A 22,183-nucleotide genomic window follows, 5' to 3' on the forward strand; every position below is an offset into this window, starting at 1 on the left:
TCAAAGGCGGCATCGGGCGCAGTCGCGCGCGGCGTGCCCGGGCATTAGGATGTCCACCCACCCTTCCGGAGTCCCCCATGCTGCCCTCCCGCGACATCGCGCGCCTCATCGAGATCATGGCGGCCCTGCGCACGCCGGGCACCGGTTGCCCGTGGGATCTGGAGCAGACCTTCGCAACCATCGCGCCCTACACGCTGGAAGAGGCCTATGAGGTGGCTGACGCCATCGCCTGCGCCGATCTGCCGGACCTGAAGGAAGAGCTGGGCGACCTGCTGCTCCAGGTCGTCTTCCACGCCCGGCTCGCGGAAGAGGAAGGCGCCTTTGCCTTTCCCGACGTGGTGGAAGCCATCACCACCAAGCTGGTGCGACGGCACCCCCATGTGTTCGGCGATGCCCGCGATCTCTCGCCGGAAGCGGTGAAGGGCCTGTGGGCCGAGATCAAGGCTCAGGAGAAGGCCGAGCGTGCCGCCGCCCGCGCCGCCGCCGGGTTGGCGCCTGAGGAGGGCGGCAAGGGCGCTCTCTCGGGAGTCGCCCTGCCCCTCCCTGCCCTCACCCGCGCCCTGAAGCTTCAGGAGAAAGCGAGCCGCGTGGGCTTCGACTGGAACGATGCGCGGCAGGTGCTGGCCAAGATCCGCGAGGAGACCGAGGAGGTCTCGCAGGCTCTCGACGCGGGCGGCACCGAGGCCATTCGCGACGAGATGGGCGATCTGCTGTTTGCCGTGGTGAACCTCGCGCGCCACGCCGGCGTCGATCCCGAGACGGCGCTGCGGGGCACCAATGAGAAGTTCATCCGGCGCTTCGGCCATGTGGAGGCCCAACTCGCCATGGCTGGCCGCCGCCCGGGGGATGCGAGCCTGGACGAGATGGAAGCCCTTTGGCAGGACGCCAAGCGCCTGGAGAAACAGAGCGCGCGCGCAGCCGAATAGGCGCGCGCGGCCTCACATGGTGTGGACCCGCCGTGCGCCGAAGCGTCGGGCGACAAGACCGGCGCGCTCGGGCGGGATGCGCAGGGCCACTTGCAGCACGCCATCCTCGCCGGTGGAGCGCTCCAGCACTTCGCCGTGACGGTAGAGCCAGCCGAGCCCTTCGCCGTCCTCGGCCGCAAGCGTGACGGAGAGCGTCACGCGCCCGGAGGTGATGCGCCGCTCGATGACGCCGAGGAGGTCGTCCGTCCCCTCCCCGGTCAGGGCCGAGACCGCGACCGGCGCGTCGGCGCCCGCCCGCAGGGTCTGGTTCTGCACCTGCTCGCGGGCGTCGGGTGAAAGCCGGTCGATCTTGTTCCACACCTCGATGACACGGCCGCCGTCCTTCACCTCGACGCCGAGGTCTTCCAGCACGTCGGCCACATCCGCCGCCTGGGCCTCGGTGTCAGGGTGGGAGATGTCGCGCACGTGCAGGATCAGGTCCGCCTCCAGCACCTCTTCCAGCGTGGCGCGGAAGGCGGCGACGAGCTGGGTCGGCAGTTCGGAGATGAACCCCACGGTGTCGGAGAGGATGATGCGGGTGCCGTGCGGCAGGTCCACCGCCCGAAGGGTCGGATCGAGCGTGGCGAACAGCAGGTCCTTGGCCATCACCTCGGCGCGGGTGAGCCGGTTGAACAGCGTGGACTTGCCGGCGTTGGTGTAGCCCACCAGCGCGACGATGGGATAGGGCACCCGCTTGCGGCTCGCCCGGTGCAGGCCGCGCGTGCGCTTGACCTGCTCCAGCTCTTTCTCGATGCGCACGATGCGCTCGCCGATGAGCCGGCGGTCCGCCTCGATCTGCGTCTCGCCCGGGCCGCCGAGGAAGCCGAAGCCGCCGCGCTGGCGTTCGAGATGGGTCCAGGAGCGCACCAGCCGCGAGCGCTGGTAATTGAGGTGGGCAAGCTCGACCTGCAGCGCGCCTTCCTTGGTGCGGGCGCGCATGCCGAAGATTTCGAGGATCAGCGCGGTCCGGTCCACCACTTTGGTGGACCACGCCTTTTCCAGGTTGCGCTGCTGCACGGGCGACAAAGCGGCATCGAAAAAGACGAGATCCACATGCTCGGCCTTCACCACGTCCGCCAGCTCTTCAACCTTGCCGGTGCCGAGATAGGTCGCGGGCCGGATCTCCGAGAGGGATACGAGGCCCGAGAAGACCACGTTCAGCTCGATGGCGGCGGCGAGACCCACGGCCTCGTCCAGGCGGGCCTCGGGGCTGCGCCGCTCCGGCGCACCTCCCCTGCCCCGACGGCTGACCACCGGGGTCACGACAGCGCAGCGCACGGCCGGCGCACGGCGGTCAATGCCGCCGCGCGTGGGCTCTCGGGTGATGTCGTGGGTGGGGCCTGCGGAATCCATCCCGGATTCGGGCAGCAGCGCCTCATGCTCGCCGGGGATCAGAATATCCTCCCCGGCGTCGATGGCACCTTCAACCGTGCGGCCTGCGAGCTTGGACGTTGCCGTCTTCGATGTGTCTGTCTTGGACTTTGAACGTCCGCCCGCCTTCTTCCCGCTTTGATGCTCCACGCTTAGGCCTTTTCTCCCCCATCGTCCGTGGGATCGAACAACTGGACCGGGTGACCCGGCATGATGGTGGAAATGGCGTGCTTGTAAACCAGCTGGGAATGACCGTCCCGGCGCAGGAGCACGCAGAAATTATCGAACCAGGTAACGACGCCCTGCAATTTCACCCCGTTCACCAGGAAAATCGTGAGGGGAGTCTTGTTCTTGCGGACGTGATTGAGAAAAGTGTCTTGGAGATTTTGTGTCCGTTCCGCCGCCATTTTCGTATCCATTGTTTCGGCGTTGAGGCCCACGGCAAGCGCACGTCTGGAGTGTACACCCCCCGTGAGAGTTGGGCTGCTAGAATGGCACAGCCCCATGGCGGCGCAATATTATTTTGCTCCGCAACATGGGGCGTTGTGGAGCGACCTCACGCAACTTCCGAAAAGTCGTGGAATTTCAATCGCAAAGCCGCTGCGACCGGGCCGGGGACACCTGCTCCGACCGGCACACCATCGATGGTCACCACCGGCATGATGACGGTCGTCGCCGCCGAGATGAACGCCTCGTCGGCCGCATGGGCTTCCGCGACGGTGAACGGCCGCTCATCAATGGAATAGCCAAGGTCTGCCGCCACCTCGAACGCCACGGTGCGGGTGATCCCCCTGAGGATGCCGCTGTCCGCGGGGCGCGTGACGATGGTGCGACCGGCGGTCACGATCCAGGCGTTGGTGGAAGCGCCCTCGGTGACATAGCCGTCGGCATCGACGAACCAGGCTTCCCGGGCGCCGGCCTCCTTGGCGAGCTGCTTTGCCAGCACGTTCGGCAGCAACGAAACGCTCTTGATGTCGACACGCGGCCAGCGATTCTCCGGCACGGTGATGACGGCAACGCCCTTGCGGGCCAGTGCCTCCTGCGCCTCCCGGTCGGTACGGCGCGCGGTCACGACGACGGAGGGGACGGTACCGGGCGCGGGAAACGCATGGTCGCGACGGGCCACACCCCGCGTCACCTGCAGATAGACCATGCCGTTGCGCACGCCATTGCGACGCACCACCTCGCGCAGCACGGCCGAGAGCGCGGCGCGCGACATGGGCGCGGCGATCAGCAGTTCGTGCAGGGATCGCTCGAGCCGGTCGAGATGGCGGCGCTCGTCCACGAGCCGGCCGCCCAGCACCTCGCAGACCTCATAGACGCCATCGGCGAACTGATAGCCGCGATCCTCCACATGCACGCTGGCGTCGTGATGGGGGAGATAGCGTCCGTTGACGTAGGCGATGCGCGACATGACTGCGTCGGCCCTCAGGTGCGCCAGATGGCGAGATGGATGAAGACGAAAAGCCCGATGATCTCCAGGCGCCCGGCAATCATGCCGATCCCGGCGACGAGCACCGAGCCCCACGGCAGGGAGGAGATGGCCGGCCAGCCGCCGCCCGCGGCGTCATAGACCGGGCCCGTATTGGTGACGATCGCCGCCGCCGCCGCCAGCGCGGCGTCCAGCGACGGCAGGCCGGGGCTGAGCGCGATCACGCAGAGGCCATACATGAAGCCGAGGCTCGCTGCCCCAGCCCACACGCCCCGCATGGCGGAACCGACGCCGCCCTCCAGCGCCGAAGGCAGCACGATGTGCGGATAGACGAGCCGCAACAGATCGCCCCGCGTGCGCAGCAGGATGGCCCGCAGCCGTAGCATCTTGAGCCCGCCCGCCACCGAGAGCGCGCCGCCGCCCAGCAGCACCACGAGGATGACAAGGCCGAGCGGCAGATTGCCGTAGGTGCCTTCATGCGGACCGATGCCACTGGTGGAGATCAGCGAGGCGGCGGTGAACAGTCCATCTCGGACCGCGTCGAGCGACGACATCTCGTCAGTGCGGAACAGCAGCGCGCCGAGGATGATGCCGAGCACCGCCCACCAGCCGATGATGACGAGGCTTTCCACCTGCTCCGGTGCGGCGTTGATGCGGCGGGTAATCAGGGCCCGGTGCCAGCGCACGCTGGTGGCGCTGAAGATGAGGAAGGGCAGCAGCAGCCACTTGGGCGTCTCGTCCAGCGCGAGGGCCAGTTGCGCCTCGGGCGGCAGGTGCGCGCCGGCAGAGACCACGGCGGTCGCAAGCGTGAAGGCCACATAGAGGCTCTCGCCCGAGGCGAGCAGCACGAGCATCGCTAGCACGCTTGCGCCGAGATAGGCCGGCGCGATCTCGCGCAGCACCTGCACGAGGTCCACCACTTCGAGCGCCCTGCCACCCCGTGGGGTTCTGTCCGGCAGGCCACCGAGGCCCGCGGGGGCTAGAACGGCAACTGCGGTGACGACGGTCAGAAGACCTCCGGACCATTGCAGCAGGCCGAGGAAAACGTAGAGACTGGCTGGGCCCTGATTGAGGGCGGTGAGGCCGGTTGCGGTGAAGGCGGAAAGCGCCTCGAACCAGGCCTGAAGCGGCGTCAGGCCCGAGACGATCGCCACCGCCGGCGTCGCCATCAGCGGCAGCACCAGCCACATGCACGCGACCAGCGCCACGGCGCCCGCCCGCGTCAGGCGTGTATCGAGCCCGTGAGTGGTGAAGCGCAGCAGGCCGGCGAGGAACAGGCAGAAGCCAGACGTGGCGAGCCACACGGCCACGGGCCCGGTGCCGGAACGCGCGGCGACCGCCATCGGCAGGAGCGCGAGCGCCCCGATGCCGGCGATGCCAGCTGCGAGTGGGCGGGCGGCGTTGGCCATGGGTGAGGAACCTTGAGGTCGGTTCAGAAGAATTCGAGTGCCACGCGGAACAGCTGCTCCACGCGCTTGATGCGATCGGCGAGGGCGAACAGCACCACCCGGTCGTGGGCGCGCACGACGAAATCGCCGCGCGGCAGCAGCACCTGCCCGTTGCGCACCACGGCGCCGATGCGCAGCCCGTCCAGGAGGCCGAGGTCGCGCAAGGGCTTGCCCACCAGCGGCGAGGTTTCCAGCGCCTCCGCCTCGATCATTTCGCCCGAGCCGTCGAGCAGCGCATGGACGCCGCGGATGCGGCCGCGCCGCACGTGCTGGAGCACCTTGGAGACGGTGATCTGGCGCGGATTCACATGGGCGTCGATGCCGAGGCCCCGGGCGAAGGTGGCGTAGCCCTGCTCGTTCAGGAGCGCGAGGATACGCTTCGCCCCCACCTGCTTGGAGAGCAGGCAGGAGAGGATGTTGATGCGGTCGTCGTTGGTGAGGGCGATCATGGTGTCCGCCTCCCCCACCCCCGCCTCGTCGAGGATGGCGCGCTCCAGCGCGTCGCCATTGAGCACGACGGTGCGGCGCAGCTCTTCGGCGATGGCCTGCGACCGCTCGCGATTGGCCTCGATCAGCTTCACGCGGGCGGCGGCGTTGCGCTTCTCCAGTTCGGTCGCGACGTAGTAGCCGATGTTGCCGCCACCGGCGATGACGATGCGCTGGGCCGGCACCTCGTCGTGTCCGAACAGCGAGAGCGTGCGCTGCACGTGGTCTGCCTGCGCGACGAAATAGACGAGATCCCCCGTGAGAATCTGGTCGTTCGAGCGCGGCACGAACGAGCGCCCGCCCCGGCTCACCGCGACGATGGTCGCCTGGATGTCCGGGAACAGCTCGGTGAGCTGCTTCAGCGGCGTGTCCACCACCGGGCAGTCCTCGGTGCAGGAGACGCCGACGATCACCACCGCCCCGTCCGCGAAGCTCACCGTATCGGACGCACCGGGCAGGGACAGGCGGCGCAGCACCATCTCGCCCACCTCCACCTCGGGGGAGATGATCACGTCGATGGGCAGCTGGTCGCGGGCGAACAGGTCGCGCCATTCGGGTGCGAGGTAGGTCTGGGCGCGAATACGGGCAAGCTTGGTCGGCACGTTGAACAGCGCGTGGCCCACCTGGCAGGCCACCATGTTCACCTCGTCGTGGAGGGTCACGGCGATGAGCATGTCCGCCTGCTCGATGCCGGCGCGGGCGAGCACATCCGGATGGGAGCCCTGCCCCACCACGCCGCGCACGTCGAGCTGTTCCGTCACCATCTGGATGCGGCGCGGGGACGTGTCGATGATGGACACGTCGTTCTGCTCACCGGCGAGGCGCTCGGCGATGCCGAACCCCACCTGGCCCGCGCCGCAGATCACGACCTTCATGAACCCTCCCCCCGGACGCCCGGCCGTCGCTGGTCAGCGGACCGAACGCACCGATGCAGCCCCCTTTTCGGGCACCCCGTCAACCCGCCCCGGTCACGTCCGAGGACCTTCACCCTACGCCAAGAGCCTTAAGCTTTCGATGAAGGGCCGAGCGCTCCATGCCGACGAATTCGGCGGTGCGCGAGATGTTGCCGCCGAAGCGATTGATCTGCGCGGCGAGATATTCGCGCTCGAACACCTCGCGGGCCTCACGCAGCGGCAGGCCCATGAGATGTTCCCCGCCATTGCCGTTGGGCAGCGTCGGCACCAGCGCGCCCACGTCCGGCGGCAGCATGGCGGCGGTGATGGTCGCCTCCGGGTCGCCGCCGGCAAGAATGAGCAGACGCTCCACATTGTTGCGCAGCTGGCGCACGTTGCCGGGCCAGTCGTGGGATTGCAGCACCGCCATGGCGTCCTCGCCGATGGGCCGGCGCGGCAGACCGGTGGTCTGGGAGATGCTGTCGAGGAAGAAATCCACGAGATCGGGGATGTCCTCGCGGCGCTCCGCCAGCGGCGGCACGCGGATCGGCACGACCGACAGGCGGTGGTAGAGATCCTCGCGGAAGCGGCCCTTGGCGATCTCCTCCTCCAGGTTGCGCCCGGTGGAGGAGATGATGCGCACGTCCACGCTCACCTTGTCGTTGGAGCCGACACGGGTGAAGGTCTGCTCCACCAGCACGCGCAGCACGCGGTTCTGCGTCTCGCGCGGCATGTCGGCGATCTCGTCGAGGAAGAGCGTGCCGCCGTGGGCCTCTTCGAGCGCCCCGCGCTTCTGCTCCCTGCCCTCCCCTTCAGCGACGCCGAACAGCTCGAACTCCAGCCGCTCCGGCGTGATGGCCGCCGAATTCAGCACCACGAACGGCCCCTGAGCCCGGCCAGAGACGCCGTGGATGAGGCGCGCGGTGAGTTCCTTGCCGGAGCCGGAGGGGCCGACGATGAGGATGCGGCTGTTGGTGGGTCCCACCCGATCGATGGTGCCCTTGAGCTGCTGGATCGCGCTGGAGCGGCCGACGAGCAGGCGCCCATGGGGCGTCATCTGCTTCAGCTCCTTCAGCTCGCGCTTGAGCCGGAGCGTTTCCAGCGCCCGCTCCGTGACCATCACCAGGCGGTCGGCGTTGAACGGCTTCTCGATGAAGTCGTAGGCGCCGCGCTTGATGGCGGCGACTGCGGTCTCGATGTTGCCGTGGCCCGAGATCATCACAACCGGCAGGTCTGGATGCTGCGACTTGATCTCGTTGAGCAGTTCCAGCCCGTCGAGGCGGCTGCCCTGCAGCCAGATATCGAGGAACACGAGGTTCGGCCGCCGCGTGGCGATGGCCCCGAGCGCGCCATCGGCGTCCCGGGCGGTGCGGGCGGAATAGCCCTCGTCCTCCAGGATGCCCGCGACCAGTTCGCCAATATCGGCTTCGTCATCGACAATGAGGATGTCCATGGCCATGGATCAGGCCCTCCCTGCTTGAGGGACCGGTTGCGCCCCGCCCGCGCCGGCCGGTGGTAGACCATCCGCCCGCATCCGGAGCCTGATCCAGGCGCCGCGACCCTCGGGCGAATCATTCAGTTCGATACCGCCGCCGTGCTCTTCCATGATCTTGCCGACGATGGCGAGGCCGAGCCCCGTCCCCTTCTCGCGCGTGGTCACATAGGGCTCCAGAAGGCGGCTGCGTTTCTCGCGCGGCAGGCCCGCGCCGTTGTCGATGACGTCGATCAGGAGATCCTCCCCCGCCGCAGCGACACGGACGCGGATGCGGCCCTTGCCGCGCTCGGCGTCCGGGACGGCCTCGATGGCCTCCGCGGCGTTCTTGAGAATGTTGGTGAGCGCCTGGCTGATGAGGCGGCGGTCGAAACGGGCCGGCTGCGCGGTGGGCAGTTCGGTCTCGAAGGTGACATCCGGGTGCCCGACGCGCATGAGGAAGACCGCCTGGCGGACGGTCTCGGCAAGATCCTGCGCGTCCACCACGGGCTTGGGCATCCGGGCGAAGGAGGAGAATTCATCCACCATGCGGCCGATGTCGCCGACCTGCCGGATGATGGTGTCCGTACACTGGTCGAACACGTCGCGATCCTGGGTGATGTGACGGCCGTATTTTCGCTTCAGCCGCTCGGCGGAGAGCTGAATGGGGGTGAGCGGATTCTTGATCTCGTGAGCAATGCGCCGCGCCACGTCCGCCCACGCCGACGTGCGCTGGGCGGTGATGAGGGCGGTGATGTCATCGAGCGTCACCACCCAGCCGTGCGCTTCAGCCGCCGATTGCTCGGTGGTGACGCGCATGGCGAAGATTCGTTCGCGGCCGTCGCGCTGTACCGTGATGTTCCCCTGAACCGCGCGCTGACCGGCGCCCCTCGCCTCTTCGAGCAGGGTGGCCGTCTCCGGCACCACCTCGGCGAGCGGGCGACCCAGGCCCTCGGCCTCGGACACCCCCAGCAGCCGCTCCGCCGACAGGTTGAGGATGGTGACGCGGGCGTCGGCATCAAGGCCGATCACTCCTGCGCCGACGCCGGAGAGCACCGCCTCGGTGAAGCGGCGGCGACTGTCCATCTGGTCGCGGGCGCTGACGAGGGCGTTGCGCTGGGTCTTCAGTTCGCCGGTCATCTTGTTGAAGGTTTCGCCGAGGGTCGCGAGGTCGCCTTCGGCGCGGTTCACCGGCACCTGGATGTCGAGATTGCCCTTGGCCACGCGATCCGCCGCCCACATCAGCCGGCGGATGGGTGCCACCAGCCATTTGGAAAACGTGACGCCGAGCCAGACCGCTGACAGGAGCACGATCAGCGTGACGATCGAATACATGGCGGCGAAGGCGAGCTGGACGCTGAACCGCCGCTGCTCCAGCGCGCGATAGTCGGCCAGCGTGTCGCTCGTCACCTTCAGATAGCCGAGAACGCGGGGATCGATCGGCCGGGCCACGTACAGGAAAAGATCGTCGAATCCGGTGAGCGGCACCACGGCACCCACATAGTCGGCATCCACATAGATGATGGGCTGCTCGGTGGTTGCCTCGTTGATGGCGATGTTGGTGGGCACGAGGAACTCGCGACCCGTGCGCAGGTTCGCTCGCTCCACCACGGACAGGTCGCGGTGGATGATCTGGGCGCCCGGCACGTTGCGCAGGGCGGCCTGGGCGGTCAGCACCTGGCGGAACTTGTCGATGTCCGTATCGTAGAGAGTCTTCTGCTGCGACAGATCGTTGGCCATGGCCAACGCGTCACCGCGGATGGAGAGCGCGTGCTCGCGCACATAGGTCTGCGCCACAGAGGAGGCCGAGCCGACGATCTCCTGCGTGCGCTCGGAGAAATAACGGTCGAGGGTTCGATCGAGGGTGAAGCTCGCCACCAGAGCCACCACCACTGCCGGCACCACGGCGACGATGGCGAACAGGCCGATGATCCGCACGTGGAGCCGCGAGGCGGCGCGCCCGCGCGCCCGCGCCTGCCAGATGCGCCAGACTTCCCGGCCGATGATGGCAAGCAGCGAGAACGCAGCGACGGCAGATGCCGCGAGGGCCGCAATCGTCACCGTCGGCGTCGGCACGATGGAGGTGAGGCCCATGATGATGGCGAAGGTGGCCACCGCCAGAGCCAGCGACAAAACCACCACGACGGGCGCGAACAGGCGGGCGAACAGACTGCGCCGCGGTCTCATGTCTCTTGCGGCGTACCCGACCGGCTCATCGCTCATGTGTGCCTGACCGTCCCAGCGCTACCGGCCGGCGCGACGACTCGTGCGGCCCGGAGTGATGCAGTGGAACGACACTGGTGCAAAAATGTGACAGACGCATCCCCCTTCCACCGTATTTCCGGCGAAGGCGCGAATGGCAGGTAGCGGGGTCAAGGACCGAGCCGGCCTTTCCGTCCATCAGAAAGATGAGCTGCTGCAAGAGTCCGCCCCTCGCGGCAAGGCGGCGGTCGAATCAACGCGCGGCGGGCAACGTCACCGGAATGAAGCCAAAATCCGACAGGGTCTTCTGGCCAGACGGGGAGAGGATGTACATGGCGAAGTCGGCGGCCGGCAGGGATGCCGTGTTGGCGAGCGTCAGCCCGTATTCCGGCCCCACGGCGAGGTCGCGGGGTAGCGCAACGACCTTGTATTTCCCCGGGTCCGCCTTGCTCATCTCCTGCGTGCCCGAGCAGTAATAGATGGCCACGTCGGCGCTCCGGTCACCGAGCGCCACGGCCAGCCTGTGGCGGCCATTGAGCGGCCCGGTGGTCGCCGCGCCGCCGAACACCTGCTGGGCCTTGCCGCTCAACGCGGCGAACGCGCCCGGGTGCTGCTTGTCGATGAGCGCGAACAGCTCCCACGTATAGTCGCCGCCCGGATCGGCCTTCGGCGTCGACGTGGCGAGGCGGATGTCCGGCTTCAGCAGCGTCTCCACCAGGGTGTCAGAAGCGAGCTGTGGGCCATCCGAGAGTGCGATGGCGCACAGCGCATTACGGGCGAACAGCACGCTGTCGCTGGCAAGGCCCTTGTCCGTCAGCGCCTGCGCGTGCGGCAGAGCGGCGGAAGCGAAGATGTCGAACGCGCCGCCGTTTTCCAGTTCCGTCCTGAGCACCCCGGACGGGCCCCATTTGGTGGAGACGTGATCCCTCGGGTGGGTCCGGCCATAGTCCGCGATCATCGCGTTGAAGGCGCCGGTGAGGCTCCCGGCCGCGACGAGGCGGATGTCCTCCGCGCGGGAGGTTGCGGCGGAAAGGCAAAGAAAAACAAAGGCGCAAATGCGGGCGCGCATGGCAAGGCTCCGAAATGAACAGGCGAACAAGCTATATTCATTCGGATATATCGTGGCCGTCAATAAACCCCGCGGATGGGCCACCCGCGGGGCGTGTGCGTCGCCTCAGGACGGGCGATTACCGCGACGTGCGGATCACCTGGATGTCGAGATCGCGGATCTTCTTGCGCAGCGTGTTGCGATTGAGCCCAAGCAGTTCGGCCGCCTTGATCTGGTTGCCGCGGGTGGCGGCGAGCGCGGCGGACAGCAGCGGATATTCCACGTCCTTCAAAATGCGGTGATAGAGGCCGGGCGGGGGCAGATTCTCGCCGAAGCCGGAGAAATAGGTGTTGAGGTGCCGTTCCACCGAGGCCGCGAGCGTCGCGTCCACCGGGCCTTCTTCCGACAGCATGTTCGGCATGGGCTCGGAAAGCTCGGCCTCGATGATCGCCGGGGTGATGACCTCCTGCGGATAGAGTGCGGCGAGGCGGCGGACGAGGTTCTCCAGCTCGCGCACGTTGCCGGGCCAGCGATAGCGCTTGAGCCGGTCGAGGGCGGCGGCGTCGATCTGCTTGGCCGGCAGGCCCTCCCGCTCGGCCTGCAGGAAGAAGTGGCGCACCAGGTCCGGCACGTCCTCCGACCGTTCGCGCAGGGGCGGCAGGCGCAGGGGCACCACGTTCAGGCGGAAGAAGAGATCCTCGCGGAACAGGCCCTGCTGGATCAGGGTGCGCAGGTCCTTGTTGGTGGCGGCGATGATGCGCACATCGGTCTTGATGGGCGTGCGCCCGCCCACCGTCGTGTATTCGCCCTGCTGGAGCACGCGCAGCAGGCGCGTCTGCGCCTCCATCGGCATGTCACCGATCTCGTCGAGGAAGAGCGTGCCGCCCTCCGCCTGCTCGAAGCGGCCGGGATTGCGGGTGGTGGCGCCGGTGAACGAGCCCTTCTCGTGGCCGAACAGCTCCGATTCGATGAGGTCGCGCGGGATGGCCGCCATGTTGATGGCGACGAACGGCCCGGTGCGGCGCTTGCCGTAGTCGTGCAGCGCGCGGGCGACCAGTTCCTTTCCGGTGCCACTCTCGCCCGCAATCATCACGGTGAGGTCGGTCTGCATCAGCCGCGCGAGGAGGCGATAAATCTCCTGCATGGCGGGCGAGCGGCCGACCAGCGGGATGTTGTCCTGCTCCTCGGGGGCGTGATGGCCGCCGTCGCCCTTCTTTGGCTCCGCGAGGGCGCGGCCGACGATGGAGATCAGCTCCTTCAGGTCGAAGGGCTTGGGCAGATATTCATAGGCCCCGCGCTCGGAGGCGCGGATGGCGGTCATGAAAGTGTTCTGCGCGCTCATGACGATGACCGGCAGGTCCGGCCGCGCCTTCTTGATGCGCGGCAGGAGGTCGAAGGCGTTCTCGTCGGGCATCACCACGTCGGTGATGACGAGATCGCCATCCCCCTGGCTCACCCAGCGCCACAACGTGGCGGCGTTGCCGCAGGAACGCACCTCATATCCCGCGCGCGAGAGCGCCTGGTTGAGCACGGTGCGGATCGCGGCATCGTCGTCGGCGACCAGGATGCTTCCGGATGGCATCGACACCTCAATTGTCCTCTCGAACAGGGCTCTTGCCGCGATACATGGGCAGGAGCACGCGGAACGTGGTGCGGCGGGGCTGGCTGTCGCATTCGACGATGCCGCCGTGGTCACCGATGATCTTCGCCACCAAAGCAAGACCGAGGCCAGAGCCGGTGGGCTTGGTGGTCACGAACGGGTCGAACAGGTGGGGCACAAGGTCTTCCGGCACGCCCTTGCCGTTGTCCCGCACGCAGAACTCGAGCGGCAGGCTGACCCGGGTGGAGGCACCGGGCACCATCAGACGCACGCCGGGGCGGAAGGCGGTGGAAAGCAGGATCTCGCCGTCCTGGTCGCTGTCGATGGCTTCCGCCGCATTCTTCACCAGGTTCAGGAACACCTGGATGAGCTGGTCGCGGTTGGCCAGCACCGGCGGCAGGGAGGGGTCGTACTCCTCCACGAAGCGGATATGGCGGGCAAAGCCCGAGGACGCCAGCGTGCGGACATGCTCCAGCACCGCATGGATGTTCACCGGCTCCCTCTCCACCGGGCGCTCGTCGGAGAACACCTCCATCCGATCCACCAGCTTCACGATGCGGTCGGCCTCGTCGCAGATCAGGCGGGTGAGCGCCCGGTCCTCGTCGTCGGCGGACTGCTCCAGAAGCTGCGCCGCGCCGCGGATGCCGGAGAGCGGATTCTTGATCTCGTGGGCCAACATGGAGGCAAGCGCGCTCACCGAGCGGGCGGCGCCGCGATGGGTGAGCTGGCGGTCCATCTTATCGGCGATGGTGCGCTCCTGGAGCATCACCACCACATTGTCCGGCTGCTCGTTCACCGGCGCCACGTGGATGTCCACGATGCGCTCGCCGCCGTTGCGCGGGGTGCCAAGGTCCACGCGATATTCGTTCACCGGCGCGCCGCGCTGGCGCACCTGATCGATGAGGCCGAGGAGCGGCGTGCCGAAGGGCACGAACTCGCTCAGGGGCCTCCGGCGCAGAAGGGGGGCGCTGACCTCGAAGAAGGCTTCCGCCGCCACATTGGCTTCCACCACATGGCCGTTGCCGGCGATGGTGAACAGCGGGTGCGGCACGGCATCGAGAATGGCGCGCGTCATGCCCGGCTCGGCGCCGCCCGTCTTGGCGACCGGGTGAACAGGCGGGCTGACGGCTTCCTGCGCCGCCTCCTTGGCCGCGTCCTTGGCGACCTCCTTGCCCGCAGCCTTGGCCGCTGTCTTCGAACTGCCCTTGCGCTTTTGATCCATCTTCCGTGCGTCTTGCTTTCTGGCTTCGGCCGTCATGCCGCAGCCCTCCACATGAGTTCGTCGAAGGCCGCCACGATGCCGGCCTTCACCCGGCCCGGCTCGTCGAGTACAAGCAGCGCTTTGCGCCAGCGCTCCACGAAGGCGACCCGATCACTCCCCTGCCCTGCGGCGGCCGCATCGAGCGCCCAGCCGATATGCTTGCGCGCCTGCCGGACGCCGAGCGTCGTGCCGTAGAGCGACAGCCAGCCCTCGTAGAGTTCCAGCAGGATGTCCCGCTGGGCGTCGAGGGGCGGATCCTCGTCGACCACTCGGCCGGCCAGCGTCTGCGCCACACGGCCGGGAAACCAGGGCCGGCCCTGCGCACCGCGGCCGATCATCAGCCCATCCGCGCCGGAAGCCGCGAGAATGCCCCGCCCGTCCGAAAGGCTCACCACGTCGCCGTTGGCGATCACGGGAATCGATACGGCGTCCTTGACCGCGCGGATGGCGCGCCAGTCGGCCCTGCCGGTGTAGAACTGGCAGCGGGTGCGGCCGTGGATGGTCACCATGGAAAGCCCGCACGCCTCGGCCATCTGCGCGAGAGCCACGGCGGTGGGCGAGCCATCGTCCCAGCCGAGCCGGGTCTTCACCGTGACCGGGACGCTGACCGCGCCCCGCACCGCCTCGAAGATCGCGCGGGCCAGCGGTAGGTCGCGCAAAAGGGCCGCGCCGGCGGCACCGGTGGTGACGCGCTTGGCGGGGCAGCCCATGTTGATATCGATGAGGCCGGCGCCGGCCGCCTCCGCCACGCGTGCCGCCTCGCCCATCAGGCGCGGGTCGTTGCCGGCGATCTGCACCGCATGGAACGGCACGCCCTCGCCTTCGGCGCGCAGCAGCATCTCAGGATGGCCGTCGAGGAGCGCCTCGCTGGCCAGCATTTCTGATATGACGAGCCCCGCGCCATGGCGGATCGCCATCCGTCGCACCGGCGCATCGGTGATTCCCGCCATGGGGGCGAGGATCACCGGATTGGGCAGGGTCACGGCGCCGAGGCGCAACGCCGGAATGGACAATGGGACAGTCTCTTGCACAGAATTTAGGCCAGCTGTGTTCTGCCTACATCTTAGACAAATGTGCGCAGCACGCAAGGGCAGTGTGCGTGCCGTTGCACCGCAGCATGTTGTGCCCCACCTCGCGCTACCGGCCTGATCTCTCACCTTCGTTCAGAAGCGAGATCCGGCCATGACCGGAGCGTCAGCCACGAACTGCGTGGCGATCGTGGTGGCCGCCGGTCGCGGAAGCCGCGCGGGTGGCCCCTTGCCGAAGCAATATCAGCAACTTGGCGGCGAGCCGGTGCTGCGCCGCACGCTGCGCCTTTTTTGCGAGCATCCGGCCGTCACGGCCGTGCTCACGGTCATCCATAGCGATGATTCAGGCCTCTTTGCGGATGCGGCGGAAGGCTTGCCCAAGATTCTGGCACCGGTTTCCGGCGGCGCGACACGTCAGGACTCGGTCCGAGCGGGGCTTGAGGCCCTATCGGGGGCCACTCAACCGACGATCGTGCTGGTGCACGATGCCGCCCGGCCCTATGCGACGCCCGATCTCATCGCCCGCGCCATCGCCGCGGCCGGCGCGGCCGATGCCGCGATCCCGGTGCTGGCTGTGACCGACACGGTGAAGCGCGTCGATGCGGACGAACTGGTTGCGGAGACGCTGGACCGCGCGGCGCTGCGTGCCGTGCAGACGCCCCAGGCCTTCCGCTATGACCCGCTCGTCACCGCCCATCGTGCCGCGGCCGAGAGCGGCGTGACCACGCTGACTGACGATGCCTCGGTGATGGAATGGGCAGGCCATCGGGTCGCGACCTTCGCCGGCGAGACAGGGAACATCAAATTGACCACAGCCGAAGACATGGCCCGTGCCGCCGTCTCCACACTCGCCGATCTGCCGGACGTGCGCACGGGCACCGGCTTCGATGTCCATGCCTTCGGCCCGGGCGACCATGTGATGCTCGGCGGCGTCGCGGTGCCCCACGGATTCGGGCTGGTCGGCCATTCGGATGCGGACGTGGGCCTGCACGCCCTCACCGACGCCCTGCTCGGGGCGCTCTGCGACGGTGACATCGGCGCCCATTTCCCGCCATCGGACCCGCAATGGAAGGGCGCGTCCTCGGACCGCTTCCTCGCCCATGCGGTGGAGAAGGTGACGGCGCGCGGCGGGCGGATCGCCCATCTCGACCTCACCCTCATCTGCGAGGCCCCGAAGGTCGGCCCCCATCGCGAGGCCATCCGGGCCGAGATCGCCCGCATCACCGGCGTTCCGGTCGCCCGTATCTCGGTTAAGGCCACCACCACGGAGAGGCTCGGCTTCACCGGCCGGCGGGAGGGCATCGCCGCCATGGCCAGCGCCACCATCCGCCTGCCGGCGGGAGAGGAGATCTGACGATGGACGAGGAGACCTACGCCCGCGCCGTCGCCGTCCTCGACGCCTTCCGCGCCCGCAGCTGGACGCTGGCGACGGCGGAATCCTGCACCGGCGGTCTCGTGGCCGGCGCCCTCACCGAGGTGCCGGGATCGTCCGACGTGGTGGACCGCGGCTTCGTCACCTATTCCAATGCGGCCAAGATGGCGATGCTCGGCGTGCCCGAGGCGACCCTTGCCGCCCATGGTGCCGTAAGCGAGGAGACCGCCCGCGCCATGGCCGAGGGCGCACGCAAGGCGGCAGGGGTGGATGCGGCGGTCGCCATCACCGGCGTGGCTGGGCCAGGCGGCGGTTCGGCGGCGAAGCCCGTGGGGCTCGTCCATTTCGCCTGTGCCCGCCGCGATGGCACGACCGTGCACCGCGAAAAGCGATTCGGCGAGATTGGCCGCGCCGAGGTGCGCCGACTCTCCGTGCTGCAGGCGCTCGACCTGTTGCGCGAGGCGGCGGCCTGAGGTCTCGCGGGCTTCCGTCCTGAAAAAAAGGGCCGCTCTGAGAGCGGCCCTTTTGCGTGGGAATGCGGTCTCGTCCGCCGCGTCAGTTCTTGGTCACGACACAGTCGCCGCCCTGCGCCCGCAGGGACTGGCAAAGGTCGTTGGCCTGATCGCGACCGGCGAAGGGGCCGACCTGGGCGCGGTAGTAGATACCCTTGTCGCCAAGGTCCGCCTTCTTGACCGTTGCCTTGTAGCTGCCCAGCAGGTTCGGATACTTGGCCTGCAGCGCCTTCCAGGAGCCAAGCGCGTCGCTCTCCGACCGCTGCGAGGCCACCTGCACCACATAAGTGCCGGCCGCCGTGGGCGCGGGAGACGTACTGGCGGTCGCGTCCGCGGGAGCGGAGGCGGGCACGGTGGTGACGGGGTTGGGCTGCGGCAGCCCCACCGGGATCGGGTTCTGGCTCGGCGCATAGGCCGAGACGGCGCTCGACGGCACGCCGGGCGTCACGCTGCCGTCGGCGCGCACGGTCATGGTCCGCACGCGCTTGGGCTCGGTGAGGTTCTGCGTTGCCTGCATGGGCTGCGCGGCGGGCGCCGGGCCGGCATCGGCGGGAGCGCGAGCGGCGGAGGTCACATCCACCGGCTGCTCCTCGCGCGGCACCATCTTCTCGTTTCCGGCGGTCACGGGCCCGCCGACGCGATCGTAGATCGACTTCTGCGCGTCAGCCGTTGCGGGCGGCGTCGTGGTCTTGGCAGGAGCGGAATCCGCCTTGATGACCGGCGGCGTGCCGGAGGAGGATATCAGGCCGGAACGGCCCACGGCCATGTTGTAGGCGAACACGCCGGCCACGCCCGCGACCACGAGACCCACGAGCGACACCCCGAGCACGAGCGCGGTGCGCCCGCGACGCCGCCGCGGCTCCGGCTCGTACATCTCCTCGCCGTGAGGCGGCATGTAGCCGTCGTCGGCATATTCGGGATCGTAGCGGTCGTCGTAGTCGTCGTAGTCGTAATCTTCGTCACGCCGTGCCGCGGAATAGGCGTAGCCCGCCTCATCGGTCTCGTCGTCGTAGCGCGCCGCCTGCTGGGCCGGCTGGCCGGAGGCTGGGCGGCGATCGTCCTGATACCGCGTGTCCTGATAGCGCGGCTCTTGCGAGCGCGGATCCTGGCGATACCCCTGGGCATCGGCGCGGCCGTAAGCCTGCTGCGACTGCGGAGCCTGAGCCTGCCCATAGCCGGCGGCCCGCGCTCTCGGATCCACGTTGCGGGGATCAGGCTGGCGCGGATCGTCTACGCCGTCGTCATAGTCATCGTCGTAATCGTCATAGTCCTGGGCCGGCTGCTGCTGAGGCGGCACGGCGCGGGCGGCGGCTGCATCGCGGGCGAGCGAGCCGTAACCCAGGCGAACGTCGGCCGTCCGCGGATCCACAGCGCGAGGCGCGGGCGCGTAGGACGGGGCAGGCTGGGCATAGCCGGACTGGCTATAGCCCTGCGGGGCGCGGGACTGGGGCTCCGGCGCGTACGCAGGCGCGCTACGGGCCGGGACGGCAGGCTGACGTGCGGGGGCGGTGTTCCACGCCTCGGCGTCGTCATCCTCGTCATATTCGGGTTCGACAGCCGCCGCGCGGGACGGCGGCTGGAGTGCGGCGCGCGCGGGCTGGGGCGGTGCCAGGCGCTGCGCCGGGGCAGGTGAAGCAGACGCCGGAGGCGCATAGCGCTGCGCGGGCGCCCGGCGGGGATCGACCGACTGGGACGCACCCTGCTGGGGCGCGGCCGAGCGAGCCTGCTGTTCGGGCGGGAGCCCGTCGAAATCGTCGAAAGGATCGTGATCCATGAGCCGAGCCAGCTCGGCGAGGGGATCACGACCGGCCGCACGATCGCCACTCGCGGCCTGCGCCGGCCGGGAGCCGGGGCCGCTTTGCGTGGCAGCATCGTCACGCCGGTAGCGGTACCTGCTTTCGTCGCCCATGTCGCCTCGATGTGTTGCGCCGCCCACCCGGCCGGATTCTCGCGAAACGATTCTTCGCAAACCAGCCACCAAGCCCCGCCCGCACCTCGGCCAGCATACGCCGGACCGCAACCGGACGAGCGATTATTTCATCTCGTCGACGGCCTCAACTCCGAGCACCTTGAGACCGGAAGCGAGTACCGTGGCAACGCCATGCACCAATGCGAGGCGGGCCGAGGTCAAATCTCGATCATTCTCGATAATGAAGCGTAAATGTGGCAAGTCTTTTCCCCGGTTCCACTGGGCATGGAACTCGCTCGCCAGATCATGCAGGAAGAACGAAACGCGGTGCGGCTCGCGCGCCGTTGCCGCCTGCTCGACGAGACGCGGCCAGGAGGCGATGCGCCGCAGCAGCGTCAGCTCGCCCTCGTCATCGAGTCGGGCCAGGGCCGCTCCGGCGAAGCCCGCGGGTTCGGAGGGCAGGTCCGCGAACTGCTCGTGGGCGTTGCGCAGGATCGATTTGGCCCGGGCGTGCGCATACTGCACGTAGAAGACTGGATTCTCGCGGGACTGCTCGATCACCTTGCCGAGGTCGAAGTCCAGCGGCGCGTCGTTCTTGCGGAACAGCATCATGAAGCGCACCGCATCGCGGCCCACCTCGTCCACCACCTCGCGCAAGGTAACGAAGGAGCCTGCACGCTTGGACATGCGCACCGGCTCGCCATTGCGGAACAGGCGCACGAGCTGGATCAGCTCCACATCGAGGCTCGCGCGGCCGCCCGACACCGCCTTTACCGCCGCCTGCATGCGCTTGACGTAGCCGCCATGGTCGGCGCCCCAGACGTCGATCATCTTGAGGAAGCCGCGCTCCACCTTGTCCTTGTGGTAGGCGATATCGCCGGCGAAATAGGTGTAGCTGCCGTCCGACTTCTTCAGAGGCCGGTCCACGTCGTCGCCGAAGTCGGTGGAGCGGAACAGGGTCTGCTCGCGGTCTTCCCAATCCTCGATGGGCGCGCCCTTGGGCGGCGGCAGGCGGCCCTCGTAGACTTCGCCAGAGGCCCGCAGCGCCTCGATGGTGGCGCCCACCTTGTCCACGGCGCCGAAAGCCAGCGAGCGCTCGGAAAAGAACACGTCGAACTCGATGCCGAGGGCGGTGAGGTCGTCGCGGATCATCTCCATCATGCAGCCGATGGCGAAGGAGCGGAAAACGGGCAGCCACTCGCTCTCCGGCGCGGCCATGTACTCGCCGCCGTGCATCTCGGCGAGCTGCTGGCCGACGGCGATGAGATAATCACCGGGATAGAGACCGTCCGGAATATCCGCCGCCTCGCCCGTCACCGCCTCGCGGTAGCGCAGGAAGGCGGAGCGGCCGAGCACGTCCACCTGCGCGCCGGCATCGTTGATGTAATATTCCTTCGTCACCGCGAAGCCGGCGAACGCCAGGAGGCGCGCCATGGCATCGCCGAACACCGCACCCCGGCAATGGCCGACGTGCATGGGGCCGGTGGGGTTGGCGGAGACGTACTCCACATTCACCTTCTCGCCTGCCCCCAGCGTCGAGCGGCCGAAGTCGAGGCCCTGGGTGAGCGCGGCGGCGAGCACCTTGGGCCAGAAAGCCGCATCGAGGGCGATGTTGATGAAGCCGGGCCCGGCCACATCCACCCGCGCCACGCCCGGCACCGCCTGGAGCTTGCCCGCAATCTTCTCGGCGAGGTCGCGCGGCTTCAGGCCGGCGTCCTTGGACAGCACCATGGCCGCGTTGGTGGCGAGGTCGCCATGGCTCGCATCGCGCGGCGGCTCCACCACCACGCGGGCGAGGTCGAGGCCGGCTTTGACGTGGCCCTCGGCAACAAGGGCGGCGACGGCTTCGCGGACGTGATCGGCGAAGATCGCGTAGACGTTCATGGAATGGGGTCCAATCGGGTTCGGTTGCCGGCGCGCCTAACGCAAGTCCGGTGTCGAGTCAAAGAAGCGGGCGTGCTGGTCGAGGGCGTAGCGGTCGGTCATGCCGGCGATGTAGTCGCACACGCGGCGGGCGAGGCGCTCGCCCTCCAGTGCATCGATACCGTCCTGCCAGGAGGCCGGCAGATCCCTCGGGCGGTTGATGAAATAGGCGAACAGGTCGCGGATGACGCCCTGTGCCTCGGCCATGATGCGATTGACCCGCTCGTGCCGGTACATGCGGGGAAAGAGGAAGCCCTTGAGCGCCTTCTCCTTCTCCCGCATGGCGTCGGAGAAGGCGACGATGGGCGCGCCGAGCGCCCGCACGTCGGCCGATGATGCCACGCCGGCGGCCTGCGCGCGGCGCAGGCTTTCCGCCACCACGTCCTCGATGAGCAGGGTGATGACCAGCCTCAGCACCTCGTTCACCGTGCGTGGCACGTCGAGGCCGGGATAGCGCGCGCGCACGCTCGCCAGCGCCTCGCCCACCAGGGGCAGGCCGGCGATGTCGTCCAGGGTGAACATGCGGGCGCGCAGGCCGTCGTCGAGGTCGTGGACGTCATAGGCGATGTCGTCGGAGATGGCGGCGACCTGCGCCTCCGCCGAGGCGTGGCTCCACAGTTCGAGATCCTGCTGGGCGGAATGCACGCGGATGGCATGGGGCAGGCCGTCCCGATAGCGGCCGATGCCATTGCCCTCGCGATCGGTCAGCGGGCCGTTGTGCTTGGCGATGCCTTCCAGCGTCTCCCACGTCAGGTTCAGCCCGTCGAAGGCGGCGTAGCGGCCTTCGATGCGGGTGACGACGCGCAGGGACTGGGCGTTGTGGTCGAAGCCCCCCTGCCCCGCCATGCAGGCATCCAGCGCCCGCTCGCCGGCATGGGCGAAGGGCGGATGGCCGAGATCGTGCGCCAGCGCCAGCGCCTCGGCGAGATCCTCGTCCAGCCCCAGCGCGCGGGCGATGGAGCGGGCCACCTGCACCACCTCCAGCGTGTGGGTGAGGCGGGTTCGGTAATGGTCGCCCTCGTTGAAGACGAACACCTGCGTCTTCTGCTTCAGCCGGCGGAAGGCGGTGGAATGGATGATGCGGTCGCAATCGCGCCGGAAAGGGCTGCGCGGCGGCATCTCGGGTTCCGGGACGAGGCGGCCACGGGAGCGTTCGGCTTCGCTGGCCCAGGTCACGCGGGGCGTCGCGCCGCTCACCGCCATGACCATCCCTCCCCCGTTCCGGCCAGCGCGGCACAGGAGCCTGCGGCGACGCACAAAAC

17 protein-coding genes are annotated in these 22,183 nt (G+C 68.5%); 3 read left to right on the forward strand and 14 right to left on the reverse strand.

Annotated elements, in window-relative coordinates; all coding sequences use genetic code 11:
• The first annotated feature begins 77 nt into the window (after positions 1 to 77).
• Entirely contained in the window at positions 78 to 926 is an 849-nt protein-coding gene (gene mazG, locus ACT535_RS02320; RefSeq protein WP_476363216.1) for a nucleoside triphosphate pyrophosphohydrolase, read from the forward strand.
• Between the two features lie 12 nt (positions 927 to 938).
• On the opposite strand, the gene hflX is transcribed toward mazG, so the two are convergent.
• From hflX to dusB, 11 genes are all read right to left on the reverse strand, one after another.
• Positions 939 to 2,318: a GTPase HflX gene (gene hflX / locus ACT535_RS02325; RefSeq protein WP_476363980.1), complete on the reverse strand. Its 1,380-nt coding sequence runs from the start codon at positions 2,316 to 2,318 to the stop codon at positions 939 to 941.
• Between the two features lie 170 nt (positions 2,319 to 2,488).
• Positions 2,489 to 2,743, reverse strand: a complete 255-nt coding sequence (hfq, locus tag ACT535_RS02330) for an RNA chaperone Hfq (protein ID WP_024279016.1) — start codon at positions 2,741 to 2,743, stop codon at positions 2,489 to 2,491.
• A 149-nt stretch (positions 2,744 to 2,892) separates the two neighbouring features.
• Positions 2,893 to 3,750, reverse strand: a complete 858-nt coding sequence (locus ACT535_RS02335) for a D-amino-acid transaminase (RefSeq protein ID WP_476363217.1) — start codon at positions 3,748 to 3,750, stop codon at positions 2,893 to 2,895.
• A 14-nt stretch (positions 3,751 to 3,764) separates the two neighbouring features.
• Entirely contained in the window at positions 3,765 to 5,177 is a 1,413-nt protein-coding gene (locus ACT535_RS02340; protein WP_476363218.1) for a hypothetical protein, read from the reverse strand.
• A gap of 23 nt (positions 5,178 to 5,200) precedes the next feature.
• Positions 5,201 to 6,577: a Trk system potassium transporter TrkA gene (trkA, locus tag ACT535_RS02345; protein WP_168457836.1), complete on the reverse strand. Its 1,377-nt coding sequence runs from the start codon at positions 6,575 to 6,577 to the stop codon at positions 5,201 to 5,203.
• A 109-nt stretch (positions 6,578 to 6,686) separates the two neighbouring features.
• Entirely contained in the window at positions 6,687 to 8,054 is a 1,368-nt protein-coding gene (gene ntrX / locus ACT535_RS02350; RefSeq protein ID WP_168457837.1) for a nitrogen assimilation response regulator NtrX, read from the reverse strand.
• A gap of 3 nt (positions 8,055 to 8,057) precedes the next feature.
• Entirely contained in the window at positions 8,058 to 10,253 is a 2,196-nt protein-coding gene (locus tag ACT535_RS02355; protein ID WP_476363219.1) for a sensor histidine kinase NtrY-like, read from the reverse strand.
• Between the two features lie 268 nt (positions 10,254 to 10,521).
• Positions 10,522 to 11,337 carry a substrate-binding domain-containing protein gene (locus ACT535_RS02360; RefSeq protein WP_476363220.1) on the reverse strand — a complete coding sequence of 272 codons (816 nt, stop codon included), beginning with the start codon at positions 11,335 to 11,337 and terminating at the stop codon, positions 10,522 to 10,524.
• A 118-nt stretch (positions 11,338 to 11,455) separates the two neighbouring features.
• Positions 11,456 to 12,898: a nitrogen regulation protein NR(I) gene (gene ntrC, locus ACT535_RS02365; RefSeq protein WP_168457840.1), complete on the reverse strand. Its 1,443-nt coding sequence runs from the start codon at positions 12,896 to 12,898 to the stop codon at positions 11,456 to 11,458.
• A 7-nt stretch (positions 12,899 to 12,905) separates the two neighbouring features.
• The gene (locus ACT535_RS02370) at positions 12,906 to 13,991 is read right to left on the reverse strand and encodes a two-component system sensor histidine kinase NtrB (protein WP_168458263.1); all 1,086 of its coding nucleotides are present in this window, start codon (positions 13,989 to 13,991) and stop codon (positions 12,906 to 12,908) included.
• Between the two features lie 179 nt (positions 13,992 to 14,170).
• Complete coding sequence (gene dusB / locus ACT535_RS02375) at positions 14,171 to 15,190, reverse strand: tRNA dihydrouridine synthase DusB (RefSeq protein ID WP_476363221.1); 1,020 nt, start codon at positions 15,188 to 15,190, stop codon at positions 14,171 to 14,173.
• A gap of 169 nt (positions 15,191 to 15,359) precedes the next feature.
• Here dusB and ACT535_RS02380 point away from each other — a divergent pair, with 169 nt between their 5' ends.
• Together ACT535_RS02380 and ACT535_RS02385 are read left to right on the forward strand one after the other, a co-directional pair.
• Positions 15,360 to 16,559 carry a bifunctional 2-C-methyl-D-erythritol 4-phosphate cytidylyltransferase/2-C-methyl-D-erythritol 2,4-cyclodiphosphate synthase gene (locus ACT535_RS02380; protein ID WP_476363222.1) on the forward strand — a complete coding sequence of 400 codons (1,200 nt, stop codon included), beginning with the start codon at positions 15,360 to 15,362 and terminating at the stop codon, positions 16,557 to 16,559.
• Between the two features lie 2 nt (positions 16,560 to 16,561).
• Positions 16,562 to 17,050 (forward strand): CinA family protein, encoded by a 489-nt coding sequence (locus tag ACT535_RS02385; protein ID WP_476363223.1) that lies wholly within the window; start codon positions 16,562 to 16,564, stop codon positions 17,048 to 17,050.
• Positions 17,051 to 17,132: 82 nt separating this feature from the next.
• Here the strand turns inward: ACT535_RS02385 and ACT535_RS02390 are convergent, their stop codons facing one another.
• The 3 genes from ACT535_RS02390 to ACT535_RS02400 form a co-directional block, all read right to left on the reverse strand.
• Positions 17,133 to 18,863, reverse strand: coding sequence for an SPOR domain-containing protein (locus tag ACT535_RS02390; RefSeq protein WP_476363224.1), 1,731 nt, complete (start codon positions 18,861 to 18,863; stop codon positions 17,133 to 17,135).
• Positions 18,864 to 19,121: 258 nt separating this feature from the next.
• Entirely contained in the window at positions 19,122 to 20,882 is a 1,761-nt protein-coding gene (argS, locus tag ACT535_RS02395) for an arginine--tRNA ligase (RefSeq protein ID WP_476363225.1), read from the reverse strand.
• A 36-nt stretch (positions 20,883 to 20,918) separates the two neighbouring features.
• Positions 20,919 to 22,124: a deoxyguanosinetriphosphate triphosphohydrolase gene (locus ACT535_RS02400; RefSeq protein WP_476363226.1), complete on the reverse strand. Its 1,206-nt coding sequence runs from the start codon at positions 22,122 to 22,124 to the stop codon at positions 20,919 to 20,921.
• Positions 22,125 to 22,183: the final 59 nt, after the last annotated feature.

It is taken from the genome of Xanthobacter sp. DMC12 (assembly GCF_056314105.1).

Excerpts from the sequence above, each read along its gene's own strand:
- hflX (WP_476363980.1), bottom strand. The coding sequence starts at position 2,318 with ATGGATTCCGCAGGCCCCACCCACGACATCACCCGAGAGCCCACGCGC.
- ACT535_RS02400 (WP_476363226.1), bottom strand. The coding sequence starts at position 22,124 with ATGGCGGTGAGCGGCGCGACGCCCCGCGTGACCTGGGCCAGCGAAGCC.
- ACT535_RS02385 (WP_476363223.1), top strand. The coding sequence starts at position 16,562 with ATGGACGAGGAGACCTACGCCCGCGCCGTCGCCGTCCTCGACGCCTTC.
- ACT535_RS02370 (WP_168458263.1), bottom strand. The coding sequence starts at position 13,991 with ATGACGCGCGCCATTCTCGATGCCGTGCCGCACCCGCTGTTCACCATC.
- argS (WP_476363225.1), bottom strand. The coding sequence starts at position 20,882 with ATGAACGTCTACGCGATCTTCGCCGATCACGTCCGCGAAGCCGTCGCC.
- ACT535_RS02335 (WP_476363217.1), bottom strand. The coding sequence starts at position 3,750 with ATGTCGCGCATCGCCTACGTCAACGGACGCTATCTCCCCCATCACGAC.
- ntrC (WP_168457840.1), bottom strand. The coding sequence starts at position 12,898 with ATGCCATCCGGAAGCATCCTGGTCGCCGACGACGATGCCGCGATCCGC.
- ACT535_RS02355 (WP_476363219.1), bottom strand. The coding sequence starts at position 10,253 with ATGAGACCGCGGCGCAGTCTGTTCGCCCGCCTGTTCGCGCCCGTCGTG.
- hfq (WP_024279016.1), bottom strand. The coding sequence starts at position 2,743 with ATGGCGGCGGAACGGACACAAAATCTCCAAGACACTTTTCTCAATCAC.
- ACT535_RS02380 (WP_476363222.1), top strand. The coding sequence starts at position 15,360 with ATGACCGGAGCGTCAGCCACGAACTGCGTGGCGATCGTGGTGGCCGCC.
- ntrX (WP_168457837.1), bottom strand. The coding sequence starts at position 8,054 with ATGGCCATGGACATCCTCATTGTCGATGACGAAGCCGATATTGGCGAA.
- ACT535_RS02340 (WP_476363218.1), bottom strand. The coding sequence starts at position 5,177 with ATGGCCAACGCCGCCCGCCCACTCGCAGCTGGCATCGCCGGCATCGGG.
- ACT535_RS02390 (WP_476363224.1), bottom strand. The coding sequence starts at position 18,863 with ATGGATCACGATCCTTTCGACGATTTCGACGGGCTCCCGCCCGAACAG.
- trkA (WP_168457836.1), bottom strand. The coding sequence starts at position 6,577 with ATGAAGGTCGTGATCTGCGGCGCGGGCCAGGTGGGGTTCGGCATCGCC.
- mazG (WP_476363216.1), top strand. The coding sequence starts at position 78 with ATGCTGCCCTCCCGCGACATCGCGCGCCTCATCGAGATCATGGCGGCC.
- ACT535_RS02360 (WP_476363220.1), bottom strand. The coding sequence starts at position 11,337 with ATGCGCGCCCGCATTTGCGCCTTTGTTTTTCTTTGCCTTTCCGCCGCA.